Source organism: Micromonospora sp. AKA38 (assembly GCF_027925725.1).
In the GTDB taxonomy this organism is placed as follows: Bacteria; Actinomycetota; Actinomycetes; order Mycobacteriales; family Micromonosporaceae; genus Micromonospora.
In genome coordinates, this window is sequence record NZ_BNEI01000005.1 from 1,733,596 (window position 1) to 1,750,139 (window position 16,544).

A 16,544-nucleotide genomic window follows, 5' to 3' on the forward strand; every position below is an offset into this window, starting at 1 on the left:
GGATTGCTCAGGCTCGATCGGACAGGCAGGATCGGGCGCACGCCGGCACAGTGGCCCGCCGGCCGCGTCGCCGTGCGCGACCGCCGGTGCCCCGGGGAGGACGGGTCAGCGGTCGACGGTGGGCGGCGGCGCGGCGCCACGCAGCACCAGCGCGCTGTTGAACCCGTCGAAGCCGCGCGCCCCGACCAGCGCGATCCGGCTGCGCGGCCGGCGCGGCTCCCGCAGGTACGTCAGCTCGCAGCCGGGCGCGGGCTCGTCCGGCCCGGCCGAGGCGGGCAGCACGCCACGGGAGAACGCCAGCAGCGCGGTGGCCGCGTCCAACGCCGACCCGCCCTGGTGGGCCCGGCCGGTCAGCGGCTTCTGCGTGGTCACCGGCGGGGTCCGGTCGCCGAACACGGCACGCAGCGCGCTCGCCTCGGCCCGGTCGTACGCCGGCACCCCGAGCGCGTCCGGCCAGATCACGTCCACGTCGTGCGGCCGGACCGCGGCCCGCTCCAGGGCCAGCCGCAGCGCACGGGCGTAGTGGGTCGGGTCGGGGCCGGCCGCCACGTCGGTGGGGGTGGCGTCGTGGGTGGCCGCCCAGCCGGTGATCTCCCCGTAGATCCGGGCGCCCCGGTCCAGCGCGTGCCCCAGTTCCTCCACCACGAACACCGCGCCGCCCTCGGCCGGCACGTACCCGCTCGCCGCGGCGTCGAACGGCCGGTACGCGCGCGCCGGGTCGGCGACGTCGCTGAGCAGGCCGGAACGGAGCTGGCAGGCCAGCGCGTACGGGCTCAGCGGGCACTCGGTCGCGCCGGCGATCACCACCGGTGTGCCGCGCCGGACGGTGCGTACCGCGTGCGCCAGGCTGTCCAGCCCACCGGCCGACTCGGAGACGGTGACGCCGGACGGCCCCTTGAACTGGTGGCGGATGGACAGTTGCCCCACGCTGGCGGCGTAGAACCAGGCGATCGACTGGTACGCCCCGACGGTGCGGGTCGCCCCGCCCCAGAGCCGTTGCAGCTCCCGCTGCCCGAACAGGTTGCCGCCGGACGAGCTGGCCAGCGTCACCGCCCAGCGGTACGGGTCGGGCGAGACCTCCGGCAGTCCGGCGTCGGCCAGCGCCAGCCCGGTGGCGGCGAACCCGAGGTGCGTCCACCTGTCGGTCTGCACCCGCGCCCGGGTCCCGACGAACCCGGCCGGGTCGAAGTCGGCCACCTCGCCGGCCACCCGGGTCGGATAGCCGGCCGGGTCGAACAGCGTGATCGGGCCGGTGCGCCGGGTGCCGGCGAGCACGGTGGCCCAGTGCGCGTCCGCGCCGACCCCGCTGGGCGCGACCACGCCGATGCCGGTCACCACCGCCCGGGCCGTCACGGTGCCGTCCTTGTTCGCGACTGCGGGGCTCGCAACACCGGCTCACTCCTCGCGCTCACGGATGCCGTCCTTGTTCGCGACTGCGGGGCTCGCAACACCGGCTCACTCCTCGCGCTCACGATGCCGCCACGGCGAGCCGGCGGAACACCATCGCGGACTGGAAACCGCCGAAGCCGCTGCCCACCGAGAGCGCCACGTCCACCGGCACCTCGCGGGCCTCGTTCGGCACGTAGTCCAGGTCGCACTCCGGGTCCCGGGTGGTCCAGTTCGCGGTGGGCGGGACGACCCCGTACTCGATGGCCATGGCGCAGGCGGCCATCTCGATCGAGCCGATCGCGCCGAGCGAGTGCCCCACCATCGACTTGATCGAGCTGATCGGCACCCGGTACGCGGCCGGGCCGAGCGCCCGCTTGAACGCGGCGGTCTCGTGCCTGTCGTTCTGCCGGGTGCCGGAGCCGTGCGCGCTGACGTACGACACGGCCGACGGGGCGAGCCGGGCCTGGCGCAGCGCGTCGGTGATGGCGACCGCCATCTCCGCGCCGTCCGGGCGCAGGCCGGTCATGTGGAAGCCGTTGCTGCGGCTGGCGTAGCCGGCCACCTCGCAGTAGACGTGCGCGCCCCGGCGGCGGGCGTGTTCGGCCTCCTCCAGCACCAGCACGGCCGCGCCCTCGGCCAGCACGAAGCCGTGCCGGTCGGCGTCGAACGGCCGGGACGCGTGCTCCGGGTCGTCGTTGTCCGGGCTGGTCGCGCCGATCGCGTCGAACGAGGCGACGGTGACCGGGGAGATCGGCGAGTCGGCGGCGCCGGCCAGCACGATGTCGGCCTCACCGTCGGCGACGAGCTGGTGGGCGTACCCGATCGCGTCGATGCCGGAGGTGCAGCCGGTGGAGACCACCTGGGCCGGGCCGTGCAGGCCGTGCCGGCAGGCCACGTCCGCGGCCAGGCTGCTGGGCACCAGCGCCTGGTAGAGGTACGGCCCGCCGAGCGCGTGGTCGACGAGCCAGTGCCGGCCGGAGTCGCTGACCCGGACGTACTCCTGCTCCAGCGCCATGGTCCCGCCGACGGCGGTGCCGAGCACCACGCCGGCCCGCTCCCGCTCGGCGTCGGTGAGCGTCAGCCCGCTGTCGGCGAGCGCCTCGGCGGAGCAGGCGAGCGCGAACTGCACGTACCGGTCGGCGCGTTGCCGCTCGGCGAGCGTGATGCCGGCCGCGTCGGGGTCGAAGTCGCACTCGGCGGCGATCTGCGAGCGGAACGGCGACGGGTCGAAGAAGCTGATCCGCCGGGTGGCCGTCCGTCCCTCGGTGATGGTCTTCCAGAACCGGTCCCGGGTGGCGCCGCCGGGGGCCACCACGCCGACGCCGGTGACCACGGTGCGCCGGCCGGTCACGACGGCTCCCGTGGCGGTGGGGCGGCGCTCTCGGTGTCGACGTGCCCGAGTTCCGGGCGGGGCGCGAGCGGACCGAGGTGGAAGACCACCTCGGCCGGCTCGTCGCCGGTGTTGCGCAGCCGGTGCCGGACGTCCTTCGGCACGTACAGCGCCTCCCCGGCGGCCACCGGGACCGGCTGGTCGTCCAGGTCGACGGTGATCGCGCCGCGCGCCACGTAGAGGAACTCCTCGCTGTACGGGTGGTAGTGCTCGGCGATCCGCTCCCCCGGCGCGAGCGCGGCCACCCCCATGAACCCGGAGGTGCTGCCGACGGTCTTCGGGCCGAGCAGCACCCGCAGCTCGCCGCCGCGCCGCCGGTCGGCGGGGACGTCGTGGACGGAGACCCGGGCGGTGGTGGTGTCGGTCATCGCGCGCCTCCCGCGTACGCCCGCTCGATCCTGTCCTTGATCACAGCGAGCTGGATCGCGCTGTTGGTGTTGATCCGCGCGGTCATGCCGGCGTTGTCGACCGGCGCGGTGGGCTTCATGGCGAAGTCCTGCGTCCAGGTCATCCGGGTGCCGCCGGGGATCTCCTCGTAGCGCCAGTGGATGCGCATGTACTCGAACGGACCGGTCTCCACCCGCCGGGCGTGCACCTCGCGGGCGGCCGGGTCGGCGGTGCGTTCGCTGACCCAGCTCCACGCCACGCCGTTCTCGTCCGGGTGCATGGTGAGCCGGAAGCGGACCGTGTCGCCGTCGCGGTGCAGGATCTCGGCCACCGCGTACTCGGTGAACAGCTCGGTCCACCGGGCCACGTCGTTGGTGATGTCCCAGACCAGCGGCAGCGGCGCGAGGATGTCCACCGCGTTCTCGGTGTGCCCCGGCGGGTCCGCGCGGCGGGCCACCAGGTCGGCGACGCCGGCGATGCTGAGTTCGCCGGCCTGCTCGGGGATCTTCACCCGCCACCGGTCGGCCACCACCGCGGCGAGTTCGAGCAGCGCCAGCGAGTCCATGCCCAGCTCCTCCAGGCTCGCCGCCGGGGTGGTGGCGGCGACGTCGGGGTCCAGGCCGCAGTGGGTCACCAGGATGTCGGTGATCTCGCTGGCGAGCGGTCGGTCGGGGGCGACGGTCATGGGTTCCTCCAGGTGGTCGGGCCGGTGGCGGGAACGGCGGGAACGGGGGTACGGCCGGTCGGGTCGTCCCCGGCGCGCGGGTCGGGCACGGCGGCGTGGTCGGCGTCGCTGGTGTCGGTGCCGGCGTCGCCCGGGGTGAGCAGGCGCTCGACCAGCGCGGTGGTGTGCCGGGCGGCCCGGAACGCCGGGTCGCGCAGCACCCGCCGGGCGAACGGGATGGTGGTCCGCACGCCGGGTCCGGCCACGTCGAACTCGGCCAGCGCGCGGTCGAGCCGGTCCAGCGCGGCGGCCCGGTCCGGCGCCCAGACCGCCACCTTGGCCAGCAGCGAGTCGTAGTGCGGGCCGACCAGGTAGCCGGCATAGCCGTGCGTGTCGACCCGGGTGAACGGGCCACCGGGCGGCCGGAACCGCTCCAGCCGGCCGGGGGCGGGCGCGAAGTCACGGTCCGGGTCCTCCACGTTGACCCGACACTCGATCGACACCCCGCGCAGGTGGACGTCGGACTGCCGCAGCCGCAGCGGCGTGCCGGCGGCCACGTGCAACTGTTCCTGCACCAGGTCGACGCCGGTGACCATCTCGGTGACCGGGTGCTCCACCTGGATCCGGCAGTTGATCTCCAGGAAGTGCGCGCGTTCCGCGTCGTCCACCAGGAACTCGACGGTGCCGGCGCCGGTGAAGCCGACCGACAGCGCGCCGCGCAGCGCGACCTCGGCGAGCGTGTCCAGGGTGGCCGGTCGCAGCGCGGGCGCCGGCGCCTCCTCGATGAGCTTCTGGTGCCGGCGCTGCACCGAGCAGTCCCGGGTGCCCAGGTGCACGCCGTTGCCGTGGTTGTCGCAGAGCACCTGCACCTCGACGTGGCGGGCGTCGACGAGGTAGCGCTCGACGTACACCCGGTCGTCGCCGAAGGCGACCTGCGCGGCGGCGCGGGTGCGGGCGTACGCCCGGGGCAGCTCGGCGGCGGAGCGCACCACGGTCATGCCGCGTCCGCCGCCGCCGGCCGCGGCCTTCACGATCACCGGGTAGCCGACCTCGGCGGCCACCGCCTGCGCCTCGGCGACGGTCGGCAGCGTCCGCACGCTGCCCGGCGGCAGCGGCAGGCCGGCCCGGCTCATCAGCGCGCGGGCGGTGGACTTGTCCGCCAGCGCGGCCATCACCTGCGGCGGCGGACCGACGAAGACCAGCCCGTTCTCCGCGCAGATCTCGGCGAAGTCGGCGTCCTCGGAGAGGAAACCGTAACCGGGGTGGACGGCCTGCGCGCCGGTCTGCCGGGCCGCCTCGACGATCGCCGCGGCGTTGAGGTAGCTGCGACGGCTGGCCGCCGGCCCGATCCGGACCGCCTCGTCGGCCAGCCGCACCGGCAGCGAGTCGGCGTCCGCGCTGGAGTGCGCCACCACCGTACGGACGCCCAGTTCCCGGCAGGCCCGCAGCACCCGTAGCGCGATCTCGCCCCGGTTGGCGATCAGCACCTTGTCGAACATCAGGCGTCCTGACCGGGGTCGGGGTCGAGGACGACCAGCGGCTGGTCGTACTCGACCGGCTTGCCGTCGGGGACGAGCACCTCGACCACCCGGCCGGCCTGACCGGCGGTCACCTCGTTCATCAGCTTCATCGCCTCCACGATGCCGATCACCTGGCCCGGCCGGACCAGGTCACCGACCGCGACGAACGGCGCCGCGCCAGGCTCGGGGGCGCGGTAGAACGTGCCCACCACGGGCGCCCGCACGGTCGTCCGGTCGGCGTCGGGCGTCACCTGCGCGACGGGCCGCGACCCCGGCTCACCGGCCGGTTCCCCGCCGGTACGCGGCGTCGGCGGCACCGGGTCGTGCCACTCCACCTCCAGCGCCGCGTCGCCGCTGCGCAGCCGTACCCGGCGGACCGGCCCGGCCAGGTCGTCGACGAGTTTGCGGGCCTGCCGGCGCAGCCCGTCCAGCACCTGCTCGGCCCCGGCGTCCGCCATCACGCCACCTCCGGCCGGTCGTCGACGGCGGTGCGACGCGGCGGCGCCGTGGCGCGGGCCGACGGGTCCACGGATCGCGCCGCGCCGAAGCGGCGGAACCGCTGCCGGCGGCGGCGCACGAGCGTGGCCGGCGGCACCGTGAGCAGCGGGGCCAGGTTCGCCGCGACCGCCCGGCGCAGCAGCTCGGCCGCGCCCGCCGGGTCGCCGTGCGCGGCCGGGTACGGCTCCGGCACCAGTTCGTCGACCACGCCGAGCCGGCACAGGTCGGCGCCGGTGAGCCGCAGCGCCCGGGCGGCCTGCGGGGCGGCGGCGCTGTCCGGCCAGAGGATCGCGGCGCAGCCCTCGGGGCTGATCACCGAGTAGACGGCGTGCTCCAGCATGAGCACCCGGTCGGCGACGGCGAGGGCCAGCGCGCCGCCGCTGCCGCCCTCACCGGTGACCACCGCGACGACCGGGGTGGGCAGCACGCTCAGCGCGAGGATGTTCTCCGCGATCGCCGCGGCCTGGCCCTGCTGCTCGGCGGCCACCCCCGGGTCCGCGCCGGGCGTGTCCACGAGCGTCACCACGGGCAGCCGCAGCCGGGCCGCGAGGCGCATCAGCCGCAGCGCCTTGCGGTGCCCGGCCGGGCTGGCCATGCCAAAGTTCCGGGCCACCAGCTCGGCGGTGGTGTGTCCCTTCTGGTGGCCGATCACCATCACCGGCCGGCCGTCGAGCCGGGCGACGCCGCCGACGACCGCCGGACAGTCCGCGCCCAGCCGGTCGCCGTGCAGCTCGACGAAGCCGTCGAACGCGGTCTCCAGGTAGTCGAGCGTGGTCGGCCGGCCGGGGTGCCGGGCGGTGCGTACCGTTTCCCAGGGGTCGCGGGCCGGCCGGGCGACGGCGGGTGCCCCGGCGGCGGCCGGTCGCGGTGCCGGCGGGGTGGGCCGGCGGGCGGCCCCGGCGGCGGCGAGCAACGCGGCCAGCCGCCCCCGCAGCGCGTGCCGGGGCACCACCATGTCGACCTGTCCGTGCCGGAGCAGGTACTCCGCGGTCTGGAAACCCTCGGGCAGCGCGGCGCCGGTGACCTGGCGGATCACCCGGGGGCCGGCGAAGCCCAGCCGGGCGCCGCTCTCCGCGAGCACCACGTCGGTGTTGGTGGCGAACGACGCGGCCACCCCGCCGTACGTGGGATCGGTGACCACGCTGACCGTCAGCAGACCCGCCTCGCGCAGCCCGGCCACCGCCTGGCTGACGGTGGCCATCTGCATCAGCGACAGCGCGCCCTCCTGCATCCGCGCCCCACCGGACGCGGTGACCAGCACCAGCGGGACACTGTCGGCCAGCGCCCGCTCGGCGGTCCGGGTGATCAGCTCACCGACCGCGCAGCCGAGGCTGCCGCCGAGGAAGCGGAAGTCCATCACGGCCAGCGCCACCGGATGCCCGCCCAGCCGCGCGGTGCCGCAGAGTACGGCCTCGTCCAGGCCGGTGCCGGCGCGGGCCGCGCCGAGCCGGTGCGGGTACGGCAGCGCGTCGACGAAGTCGATCGGGTCGACCCGGACCGCCCGGTCCGGCAGCGGGACGAACGAGTCCGGGTCGACGAGCTGCGCCACCCGGTCCGGGGCGTCCAGCCGCGTGTGCGTGCCACACTCCGGGCAGACGTCCAGGTTGCGGCGTAGCCGCTTGCGGTAGAGCAGCGAGGCGCAGCCGTCGCAGCGGGACCAGAGCTGCTCGTCGCGGGGCGCGGTGGTGGTCACGGCCGCCGCCCGGCGTCGTACCGGTAGAAGCAGTGCGCCATGGCGTCGCGCGGCGAACGCCAGGTCGGCAGGTACGGCGAGATGTACGGCCGCAGCCGCTCGCTGATCCGGACGAACTCGGGATGGCCCCGGGCGTCCTCCACCGCGCTGTGCGCCGGCGTCTCCGTCTCCAGCAGGTGCACGTAGAGGTCGTGCAGCCGGTAGAGGGACCGGTGCCGCACGCCGACCAGGCCGGGCAGCTCGGTCGCGTCGGACTCGGCGAAGATCTCGGCGACCCGGTCCTCGGCGGTGGGCACCACCTTCGCGACGATGAGCGAGCGGTCCATGCGCGGCCTCCCCTGGTGCGTCCCGGTGCGCGGCGGACCGGTCACGCCGCACGGTTGGCCCACGGTGCCGCCCGGGCCGTCAACCGGGCGTCAACCGGGCTCGATCGGACCGCAGAAATGGTGACGCTGCGTTGACGCAACCTGTGCGTCAGCTATGCGAAGATCAACCGACACTCGTCCATTGACGACACTTATTCGCAGATCACGGGCCACTTACGAATACGTTACGGAGGGTCAACGAAGTCACCGCCTGTTGACTCAGAGTAACAGACGTTGATATTCTCCGTTCTGGTCGACCCGGCCACGGCACACGTCCGGCGACCGCGGCGGAGGCGTTCCGACAACGGCGTCGCGGGCGAGAAGATCCGGGCAGACAGGACAGTCGGGACTCAGGTTCCGGTGCTGGGGGGTGCGCCGTGTCCGGTGGATCGAGGATGCCGACGGCGGGGGATCCCGCCCCCCGCGTGGCGCTGCACCTGCTCGGCGGTTTCCAACTGCTGCACGACGACGTGCCGGTGGTGGTGCCCCGCGGCCTGCAACGGGTCATCGCCCTGATCGGCCTGCGTCCGGCCGCGACCCGCAGCCACCTCGCCGGACTGCTCTGGCCCGAGACCCCCGAGGAGCGGGCGCTCTCGTCGCTGCGTACCGCGCTGTGGCGCCTCCGCCAGGACCCGTGCTGCCCGCTGCGCACCGACGGTGACACGGTCCGCCTCGGCGCCACCGTCCACCTCGACGTGGACGAGCTGGTCGAGGCCGCCGCCCGGGTCCGCGACGGCATGACGCCCCGCGGCGCCGCCGGCACCGGCCGGCACGACCTGCTCCCCGGCTGGTACGACGACTGGGTGCTGCTGGAACGCGAACGGCTGCGCCAGCTACGCCTGCACATGCTGGAGGAACTCGCCGGCAACCACCTCGCCGCCGGCCGGCACGGCGAGGCGCTCGAGGCGGCGCTGGAGGCGCTGGCCGCCGAGCCGCTGCGCGAGACCCCGCACCGCCTGGTCGTCCGCATCCACCTGGCCGAGGGCAACGCGTTCGAGGCCGTGCACGCGTTCTACGTCTACCGGGACCTGCTCCTGCGCGAGCTGCGCCTGGAACCCTCCCCGGCCATGACCGCGCTGCTCGACGACACGCTCGCCCCGATCCGCCGGGCCAGCCGGCCGGATCCGCCGCAGCGGCCTGCCGGTCGGCCCGCCAACGCCGCGCCGCGCGGCCCGGCGCCGCACCCGCGCGGCGCGACGTCGCCACCCCCATCAATGCCCAGGGGTACGCCGTGACGGCGAGGTGACACCCGCCCCGGCATCGTGGGACCCACGACCGCCGCCGTCCGGCCGGTGGTCGACGCGGCAGCAGCGCGGCGGAAGGGGTCTGCGATGAGTCGACTGTTGGTGGTCAGCCGGATCGTGCCCGGATCGCAGGGCCGGGTGGCCCAGATCTTCGCCGAGTCCGACGCGACCGAGCTGCCCCGGCTCACCGGGATCCGGCACCGGTCGCTGTACTACCTCCACGACCTGTGCGTCCATCTGATGGAGACCGTCGACGTCGCCCCGGACCCGACCGCCGACCTGCGCGAACACCCGCTCTACAAGCGCGTCAACGAACGGCTCTCCGCGCACACCTCGCCGTACCTGCCGACCTGGCACTCGCCCCGCGACGCCGTGGCAGGTTGTTTCTACAGCTGGGACACCGCCGACGCCCCCATGCCCGACCGGATCCGCTGACCGGACCGGGCCACGGACGAGGCACCCCGGGACCGCGCACGGCACCAGGTCCCGGGGTGCCTCCCGCACCCACGGTCATCCTCCGGCCACCGGCCGGCAGGATCGGTCCCACCGTCGGCACCCGGCGCCGACCTGCCTGTCGTGCCGCGCGCACGTGTGCAAAGCTGCCCCGAGCTTTCTCGCGACCGTCGTGCACGTACATACAAGGAGGTTGGCCATGCCGTCGAGCTTCGGGCAGTGGCTGCTCGTGATCCTGGCCCTGCTCATCGGACTTGGCGTCGGTTGGGTGGTGAGCGGCCGCCGGGCCGGCGCCGGCGCCGTCACGCCCACCGTGGACGGTGCCGCCGTCCCGGCCACGGTGACCGCCACCGTCGACGAACCGCAGCCGGCCGCCGTGGTCGACGAGACGCCGGCCCCCGCCGCGGTGACCGACCGGCCCGCCCCGGCCGACACGGACGCCCCCGCCACCCCCGCCACCCCCGCCGCCGATGCCGCCGATGCCGACGCCTCCGCCGACGGCGCGACCGGCGAGCCCGAGCCGGTCGTGGTCACCGCCGCCGGTACCGCCGACGAGCCGGTGACCGCCTCGACGCCCGCCGACTCGGTCACCTCCGACTCGGTCACCTCCGACTCGGTCACCTCCGACTCGCCGGAACCGGCCGGGACCGCTTCGGCACTCACCGAGCCGACGCCAGTCGCCATCGAGACCGAGCCCGAGCCCGCCGCCACCGAGACCGAGACTGTCGCGAGCGGGCCGGAGCTGGAGCCCGTAGCCGCTTCTCCCGCGCCTGCCGCCGAGCCCGAGCCCGCCGCCGCTCCTTCCGCGCCCGTCGCCGAGCCCGAGCCCGCCGCCGCGCCCGTCGCGACCCGGCCGGAGCTGGAGCCCGTAGCCGCTTCTCCCGCGCCCGAGCCCGTCACCGCCACGCCGGGGCCCGTCGGCGCGACCGGGCCCGAGACGGTCGCCACCACGGGCACGCCCGTGACCGCGCCCGAGACCGAGACCGAGGCCGTCGCCGCCGAGCCCGTCACCGCCGAGCCCGTCACCGCCGAGCCCGTCACCGCCGCAGCCGAGCCGGAGCCCGCGAACGAGCCGGCGCCCGTGGCCGACGAGCCGGCGGTCACGCCGGTCGTGCCGACGCCCCGGACCTCGGTCGAGAACGACGCGCCGCCGCAGGCCGACACCGAGGCGCCGGACGACTTCCGCCGCATCCAGGGCATCGGGCCGAAGCTGGCCGCCGCCCTCCAGGACGCCGGCATCCGCACCTACCGTCAGCTGGCCGGGCTGGACGAGGCCGCGCTGCGCGAGACCGTGAAGGCCGCCGGCCTGCGCGCCGCCCCTGGCCTGGCGACCTGGCCCCAGCAGGCGAAGGTGCTGGCCGGCGCCCGCGCCGAGGCCGACAAGGTGCTGCCGGCCAGCGCCGAGTAGTCCGTACCCGTTCCGGGCCGGTGGTGACCGATCGTCGCCACCGGCCCGACGTGTGTGCCCACCGCGGCGCCGGCGGCTGGGGCCCGCGCCGACACCGCCGGACCAGGGCGACCGCCTCGGACCGGCGGCCCGACCCGCCACCTCCCCGCCGGGCCGACGCACGCCGTCGGAGCGGGCGCACGGGCTCGCCGGAGCGGGCGGGCCCTGGCGGAATGCCGGAAATCCGACGAACGGCGACGGCCTCTCGCTACGGTCTGTGCAGGGGCGGGACGGCCGACGCCGAGCCCGCCACCGCAGGAGCAACTCGTGCCCACCCGGACGCCGGAGCCCGCCGGCCGGCCACCGCCGGTCCGCGATCCCGAGGCGCCCCGCCGGGTGACGCTGCTGGAGCTCTTCTTCGATCTGGTCTACGTGGTGGGGCTCGCGCTGATCTCGCGGTACCTGGTCGGCGGGGTCGGCTGGGAGCGGGCCGCCGAGTCGCTGATCATGTTGATGGCGATCTGGTGGACGTGGGCGATCACCACCCTGGTCACCGACCTCTACGATCCGCAGCGCGCGGAGATCAAGCTGCTGGTGGTGGCCGTGATGTTCGGCGCGCTGCTGATGACCACCGCCATTCCGGAGGCGTTCGGCGCACGGGGGCTGGTCTTCGCCGGCACGTACGTGGCGATCCATCTCGGACGCGGCCTGTTCCTCATGCCGGCGGTCCGCCGGCACCCGCAGACCGGCCGCCGGGCCATCCGGATCTCCGCCTGGTTCGCGGTGTCGGCGGTGCCCTGGCTGATCGGGGCGGTCGCGGCGCACGGCACGGCCCGGACGTGGTTCTGGGCCTCGGCGCTGGCCGTCGACTACCTCGGCTTCCGGCTGGCCTATCCGGTGCCCGGTCTGGGCGCCGTGCCGGACGCCCAACGCAACGTGACCGCCGAGCACCTCTCCGAGCGCTACCAGCAGTTCTTCATCATCGCGCTGGGTGACGCGGTGCTGGTCACCGGCAGTGTGTTCAGCCTGCACCACTCCGAGGTGGAGAACATCGCGGCGTTCACCACCGCGTTCGCCACCACGCTGCTGCTCTGGCGTGTCTACGTGCACAAGTCCGGTGAGTTGCTGCCGGCCGCCATCGCCCGGTCGAGCCAACCGAGCCGGTTCCTGATCACCGCTCCGTACACCCACCTGTTGATGGTGGCCGGGGTGGTGACCTCCGCGACCGGCTTCGACCTGGTGCTCCTGGAGCCGACCGGACACACGCCGCCGGCCTGGTTGGCGGTCATCCTCGGTGGGCCGGCGCTGTTCCTGACCGGTCGGGCCGCCTTCGAGTACGAGGTGTTCAGCCGGGTGTCGCTGTCCCGCCCCGGTGGTGTCCTGGCGCTGCTCTGCATCGCGCCGGCGCTGCTGTTCCTCGCACCGGTGTACGCCTCCGTCGGCGCCATGCTGGTGCTGGCCGGGGTGGCCGCGGCCGACCACCGGCGCAGCCGGGGCCGCCCGCCGGAGGAGCCGGCGCCGCCGTACTGAGTTCCCCGGCCGGTAATCGGAATCGGCCGCACCGGGGCCGACACGCCGTTTGGCGGATCACCCGCGCGGGGTACATGCCCTCCACCTCGAACTCACCACAACCCCGTGGAGGCAACTGATGCGCGGCACCTCGATAGTCGGCGTCCTGGTCGTCATCTGGCTCATCATCGGCGCGATCGCCGCCGGCCAGCGCGGCTACTACGGCAACGACGACACCAACTGCGCGGAGGCGGGCACGATCCTGGTCACCATCGTCGCCGGCCCGCTGAACTACATCGGCGCCAACCCGAAGATCGACTGCAAGCTTCCGGAGCCGTCCAAGTAGGTCCGCCGCCCGCCGTACCCCGCACTGCCCCGGCCCGCGCCCGCCCAGCGAGCGCGGGCCGTTTCGCGTCCCCGGCGGCGCCCCTCACTCCCGCTAAGCCATCCTAGGAGGCTGGGCTTTCGGCGCGGGGCGTGAGAGGGGCTCCCCTCTCGACCGGAGGCGTTAACAGGGGGCCCGTCCTTCAACCTCAACCGCCGACGTGGATGCCGGGGCGGCGGGTGGGGTCGGGCTCGGACTTGCGGATGATCTCGCGGACCACCGGCGGCGTGTCGCCGCGCCCCAGGATCAGGTAGCGCAGCAGGTGGGCGATCGGGTTCCCCTCCGACCACTCGAAGTGGCAGTGCGGGCGGACCCCGGTGGCGTCGCGCAGCGCGAGCAGGATCGCCGCGATGGCGTTCGGCGCGGCCGGGCTGCGGGCTCGCAGGATCCGGTACCCGCCGATCTCCACCCCGTGCACCCGCAACACGTGGCTGAACTGCGACGGGTCGCTGACGTCGATCTCCAGGAAGATCACGTCGGCGGCGCCGGGAACCGGGTTCATCGACCGCTGCGCCCGCTCCTTGACCCGGTACTCCTTCACCGACCCGCTCTGCCGCTTGTTGGCGATGACGTGCAGCCGCCCGTCCCGGGCGACGGACTCGTCGACGAAGCGGCGGGCCGGTTCGTCGAACTCGATGCGCTCGGCGCGCAGCTCGGTGGTCCGGGTGACCCGGGAGATCAACGAGACCGCGATGATGCCGGCGATGAAGAAGCCGGAGATGGTGATGCCGTCCGGCTTCGCCACCACGTTCTCCGCGAGCGCGTACAGCAGCACGGTGGTGAGCAGCGCGAACCCGGCCGCGGCGAGCCGGTGCCGGGCCCGCGCCGCCGAGATGGTCACCGCGATCGCGCCGGAGACCATCATGGCCAGGATGCCGGTGGCGTACGCGCCGGCCTGGGCGTTGACGTCGGCGGAGAAGGCGACCGTGATGGCGATGCTGATCGCGGTGTAGACCAGCACCACCGGGCGGACCGCGCGGCCCCACTCCGGCGCCATCCCGTACGACGGCAGGTAGCGGGGCACGATGTTGATCAGACCGGCCATCGCCGAGGCGCCCGCGAACCAGAGGATGAGCACGCTGCTGATGTCGTAGACGGTGCCGAACGCCTCGCCGAGGCGCTCGTGGGCGAGGAACGCCAGCGCCCGCCCGTTCGCCGCCCCGCCCGGGGCGAACGCCGCCGGCGGGATCAGCACCGTGGTGACGAAGGTGGTGGCGACCAGGTAGACCGACATGATCAGCGCGGCGGTGGTGAGCAGCCGACGGGTGCTGCGGATCCGGGCGGCGAGCCGGCGCTCCGGGTCGCCGCCGTCGCCGCGGACCAGCGGCATCATGCTCACCCCGGTCTCGAAGCCGGACAGTCCCAGCACCAGCAGCGGGAACGCGAGCACGCTGGTGGCCAGCACGTCGCCGGCGCCGCCGACCCGGGTCAGCCGGGCGGTCCAGTCGGTGAGCAGCCCGGGGTCCGCGGCCACCTGGGCCAGCCCGGCGACCACCACCACCGCGTTCAACGCCAGGAAGACCGCCACCAGCGGAATGGCGACCTGCACGGCCTCGCTGAACCCGAGCAGGAAGACGCCGCCGAGCACCAGCAGCAGTACCACCGTCACCAGCACGGCGGCGCTGGTGCCGTGCGGGAACGACGCGGGCAGCACCGGGTTCTCCAGCAGGTGCACGCTGGCGTCGGCGGCGGAGAGCGTGATCGTGATGATCCAGGAGGTGGCCACGAAGCCGAGCAGCACCAGCACGAAGAGCTTGCCGCGCCAGAACGGCAGCAGCCGCTCCAGCATGGCCACCGAGCCCTGCCCGTGCGGGCTCTCCCGGGCCACCCGCCGGTACATCGGCAGCATGCCCAGCAGCGTCAGCGCCACGATGAGCAGCGTGGCCAGCGGGCTCAGCGCGCCGGCCGCGACCGCGGCGATGCCGGGCAGGTAGGACAGCGTGGAGAAGTAGTCGACGCCGGTCAGGCACATCACCTGCCACCAGGGGTGGGCCCGTGCCTGGTGCTCCCCGACCTCCGGGCCGACCGGCTCGACCCGGTGCTGGAACAGCCAACGGTGCAGCCGGTCGGCCGGGGCCGCCGGACGGGCCGGCGCGGCCACCCGCTCCGGCAGCGTGCCCGGGGCGCGGGTGGCCCGGTCGCCGGGCTCGGCGTGCCGGCCGGCCCGGGCCGCGGCGGCGGCGTGCGCCTCGCGGCGGCGGTCCCGCGTACGCCGGGGCTGCTCCCCGTCCCGTGCCTGCGCCATCTGCTCCCCTCCGGCCCCCTGATCACGGTAGGCGGTGGCCGGGGCGTGGCCCGGCGGAACCGGTCAAGCACCACCGGAAGAACCGGGCGCCAGCGCGTCGCGCAGTGCCGTCGGGTCGGCGACGGTCACGGTGACCGCCGGGTGTCGGGGCCAAGGGCCGGGCGCCAGCGCCGGCACCGGTTCGTCGAACCGGAGGCAGAGACCGCCGGCGACGCTGCTGCCGAACGTCACGCCGCCGTCGGCCAACGACAGGTGCGGGCCGACCGCCCGCCACCAGCGGTACGGTCCGCTCAGCTCGACGTCGACGACGTTGGCCGGGGTGGTCCGCAGCCGCCACGGGCCGAACCGGACGACCAGCGCGTCCGGGGCGAGTTCCACCGTGGCGGTCTCCGACCGCACCCCGAGCAGGGCCAGCGGCAGCCGGAACGCGGGGTCGAAGCGGAACGGGAAGTGACGGACCGGACCCGGCGGGCCGGTCGGTTCGGGATATGACACGGCCCCGTCGTACCCGGCCGGACCGGCTCGACACCCACCGGACGGCGTCCCCGCGTCCCGCGCCCGGACGGCGGGACGCGGGGACCCCCCGTCCCGGCTACTGCAGGAACGCCCCGAGGGGCGACAGCAGCAGCCGGCCGAGCAGCGCGGCGTTGTCGTCCAGCCGCGTCCGCTCACACTCACGGGCGTCCGGGTCGTGGCGGCAGTGCCAGATCTTCTGCGCGTTGCGCCACGCCACGTTGCGGGTGTACTCCACCAGCTCGCCCTGGTACCAGTCGTCGATGTCGCCGTTCACCATGTCGATCATGAGCTGCCAGTGGTCCAGGTAGCCCCGGCGCAGCTCCGGGATCCGCTCCGCGAAGATCTTGTTGATCTCCAGGTAGTCGCGGTGCTGGTCGCTGCCGTCGACCGGCTCGGACTCCAGGCTCTCCAGCGTCGTCACCAGCGCGAACGGCAGGTCGTAGTTGATGTGCGCGTTGACCCCGGCGGCGGCTGACGGCAGTGGCCGGGCGTCCGGACCACGCATCCGCTTGAACAGGCACGACCAGGCGCGCGGCGTGCTCGGGCTGGAGTCGGTCCAGAACCGCAGCGCCTCGAAGTAGCGGGCGGCGAACTCCACGTCGAGCCGGGCCAGGAACGCCGGATCGACGAACCGGTCCTCGTAGAGACCGTCGAGCACCGTGCTGGTGATGACCAGGTAGAGCCGGTTGAAATCGGCGAGCGGGCAGCTCGCCTCCAGCGGCGGGAGCCGGACCAGCAGGTCCTGCAACTTGGTGAGGTGGTCGACCACCGCCGGCACGTCGGCGGGGTGGTCGGCGAGCAACCCGACGATGTCCTGGTGCACGGGACCCCAGACCGGTTCGGTCATCTCTCCTCCACGATGGTCGGCGCCCCCCACGACGCCATCCGACTCCGCCGGA

The 16,544-nt window shown here is 74.7% G+C and carries 16 protein-coding genes; 5 read left to right on the forward strand and 11 right to left on the reverse strand.

From position 1 onward, the window contains the following. Positions 1-105: 105 nt before the first annotated feature. The 8 genes from TPA0908_RS24700 to TPA0908_RS24735 all read right to left on the reverse strand — a co-directional run bounded on the left by TPA0908_RS24700 (position 106) and on the right by TPA0908_RS24735 (position 7,867). Positions 106-1,353 carry a beta-ketoacyl synthase N-terminal-like domain-containing protein gene (locus tag TPA0908_RS24700; protein ID WP_281941752.1) on the reverse strand — a complete coding sequence of 416 codons (1,248 nt, stop codon included), beginning with the start codon at positions 1,351-1,353 and terminating at the stop codon, positions 106-108. A gap of 115 nt (positions 1,354-1,468) precedes the next feature. Continuing rightward, the gene (locus TPA0908_RS24705) at positions 1,469-2,740 is read right to left on the reverse strand and encodes a beta-ketoacyl-[acyl-carrier-protein] synthase family protein (protein WP_281941754.1); all 1,272 of its coding nucleotides are present in this window, start codon (positions 2,738-2,740) and stop codon (positions 1,469-1,471) included. Then, on the reverse strand, positions 2,737-3,147 hold the full coding sequence (locus TPA0908_RS24710; RefSeq protein ID WP_107160343.1) for a cupin domain-containing protein: 411 nt from the start codon (positions 3,145-3,147) through the stop codon (positions 2,737-2,739). The genes TPA0908_RS24705 and TPA0908_RS24710 overlap by 4 nt, the downstream gene beginning before the upstream one ends. Next, positions 3,144-3,851 carry an SRPBCC family protein gene (locus TPA0908_RS24715; RefSeq protein ID WP_281941756.1) on the reverse strand — a complete coding sequence of 236 codons (708 nt, stop codon included), beginning with the start codon at positions 3,849-3,851 and terminating at the stop codon, positions 3,144-3,146. The genes TPA0908_RS24710 and TPA0908_RS24715 overlap by 4 nt, the downstream gene beginning before the upstream one ends. Then, complete coding sequence (locus tag TPA0908_RS24720) at positions 3,848-5,329, reverse strand: acetyl-CoA carboxylase biotin carboxylase subunit (RefSeq protein WP_281941759.1); 1,482 nt, start codon at positions 5,327-5,329, stop codon at positions 3,848-3,850. Before TPA0908_RS24720 ends, TPA0908_RS24715 begins: the two co-directional genes overlap by 4 nt. Continuing rightward, positions 5,329-5,883, reverse strand: a complete 555-nt coding sequence (accB, locus tag TPA0908_RS24725; protein ID WP_374709260.1) for an acetyl-CoA carboxylase biotin carboxyl carrier protein — start codon at positions 5,881-5,883, stop codon at positions 5,329-5,331. The genes TPA0908_RS24720 and accB overlap by 1 nt, the downstream gene beginning before the upstream one ends. Then, entirely contained in the window at positions 5,808-7,541 is a 1,734-nt protein-coding gene (locus tag TPA0908_RS24730; protein WP_281941763.1) for an acetyl-CoA carboxylase carboxyltransferase subunit alpha, read from the reverse strand. The genes accB and TPA0908_RS24730 overlap by 76 nt, the downstream gene beginning before the upstream one ends. Then, positions 7,538-7,867, reverse strand: coding sequence for a TcmI family type II polyketide cyclase (locus TPA0908_RS24735; protein WP_107160353.1), 330 nt, complete (start codon positions 7,865-7,867; stop codon positions 7,538-7,540). The genes TPA0908_RS24730 and TPA0908_RS24735 overlap by 4 nt, the downstream gene beginning before the upstream one ends. Before the next feature lie 434 nt (positions 7,868-8,301). Between TPA0908_RS24735 and TPA0908_RS24740 the strand changes: the two genes are divergently transcribed. The 5 genes from TPA0908_RS24740 (at position 8,302) to TPA0908_RS24760 (ending at position 12,845) form a co-directional block, all read left to right on the forward strand. Continuing rightward, entirely contained in the window at positions 8,302-9,141 is an 840-nt protein-coding gene (locus tag TPA0908_RS24740; RefSeq protein ID WP_374709244.1) for an AfsR/SARP family transcriptional regulator, read from the forward strand. A gap of 96 nt (positions 9,142-9,237) precedes the next feature. Next, entirely contained in the window at positions 9,238-9,585 is a 348-nt protein-coding gene (locus TPA0908_RS24745) for a TcmI family type II polyketide cyclase (protein ID WP_281941766.1), read from the forward strand. A gap of 217 nt (positions 9,586-9,802) precedes the next feature. Next, the gene (locus TPA0908_RS24750) at positions 9,803-11,011 is read left to right on the forward strand and encodes a hypothetical protein (RefSeq protein WP_281941767.1); all 1,209 of its coding nucleotides are present in this window, start codon (positions 9,803-9,805) and stop codon (positions 11,009-11,011) included. Between the two features lie 306 nt (positions 11,012-11,317). After that, complete coding sequence (locus TPA0908_RS24755; protein ID WP_281941768.1) at positions 11,318-12,520, forward strand: low temperature requirement protein A; 1,203 nt, start codon at positions 11,318-11,320, stop codon at positions 12,518-12,520. 118 nt (positions 12,521-12,638) lie between these two features. Then, positions 12,639-12,845, forward strand: coding sequence for a hypothetical protein (locus TPA0908_RS24760; protein WP_091574126.1), 207 nt, complete (start codon positions 12,639-12,641; stop codon positions 12,843-12,845). 187 nt (positions 12,846-13,032) lie between these two features. Here the strand turns inward: TPA0908_RS24760 and TPA0908_RS24765 are convergent, their stop codons facing one another. The 3 genes from TPA0908_RS24765 to TPA0908_RS24775 form a co-directional block, all read right to left on the reverse strand. After that, entirely contained in the window at positions 13,033-15,129 is a 2,097-nt protein-coding gene (locus TPA0908_RS24765; protein WP_281941769.1) for an APC family permease, read from the reverse strand. A 63-nt stretch (positions 15,130-15,192) separates the two neighbouring features. After that, positions 15,193-15,624, reverse strand: a complete 432-nt coding sequence (locus tag TPA0908_RS24770) for a hypothetical protein (protein ID WP_281941770.1) — start codon at positions 15,622-15,624, stop codon at positions 15,193-15,195. Between the two features lie 97 nt (positions 15,625-15,721). Further along, positions 15,722-16,492 (reverse strand): DUF5995 family protein, encoded by a 771-nt coding sequence (locus TPA0908_RS24775; protein WP_107160365.1) that lies wholly within the window; start codon positions 16,490-16,492, stop codon positions 15,722-15,724. Positions 16,493-16,544 lie beyond the last annotated feature (52 nt).

Coding starts and splice junctions, on each gene's coding strand:
- TPA0908_RS24710 (WP_107160343.1), bottom strand. CDS start 3,147: ATGACCGACACCACCACCGCCCGGGTCTCCGTCCACGACGTCCCCGCC.
- TPA0908_RS24715 (WP_281941756.1), bottom strand. CDS start 3,851: ATGACCGTCGCCCCCGACCGACCGCTCGCCAGCGAGATCACCGACATC.
- TPA0908_RS24720 (WP_281941759.1), bottom strand. CDS start 5,329: ATGTTCGACAAGGTGCTGATCGCCAACCGGGGCGAGATCGCGCTACGG.
- TPA0908_RS24735 (WP_107160353.1), bottom strand. CDS start 7,867: ATGGACCGCTCGCTCATCGTCGCGAAGGTGGTGCCCACCGCCGAGGAC.
- TPA0908_RS24740 (WP_374709244.1), top strand. CDS start 8,302: ATGCCGACGGCGGGGGATCCCGCCCCCCGCGTGGCGCTGCACCTGCTC.
- TPA0908_RS24745 (WP_281941766.1), top strand. CDS start 9,238: ATGAGTCGACTGTTGGTGGTCAGCCGGATCGTGCCCGGATCGCAGGGC.
- TPA0908_RS24750 (WP_281941767.1), top strand. CDS start 9,803: ATGCCGTCGAGCTTCGGGCAGTGGCTGCTCGTGATCCTGGCCCTGCTC.
- TPA0908_RS24760 (WP_091574126.1), top strand. CDS start 12,639: ATGCGCGGCACCTCGATAGTCGGCGTCCTGGTCGTCATCTGGCTCATC.
- TPA0908_RS24765 (WP_281941769.1), bottom strand. CDS start 15,129: ATGGCGCAGGCACGGGACGGGGAGCAGCCCCGGCGTACGCGGGACCGC.
- TPA0908_RS24775 (WP_107160365.1), bottom strand. CDS start 16,492: ATGACCGAACCGGTCTGGGGTCCCGTGCACCAGGACATCGTCGGGTTG.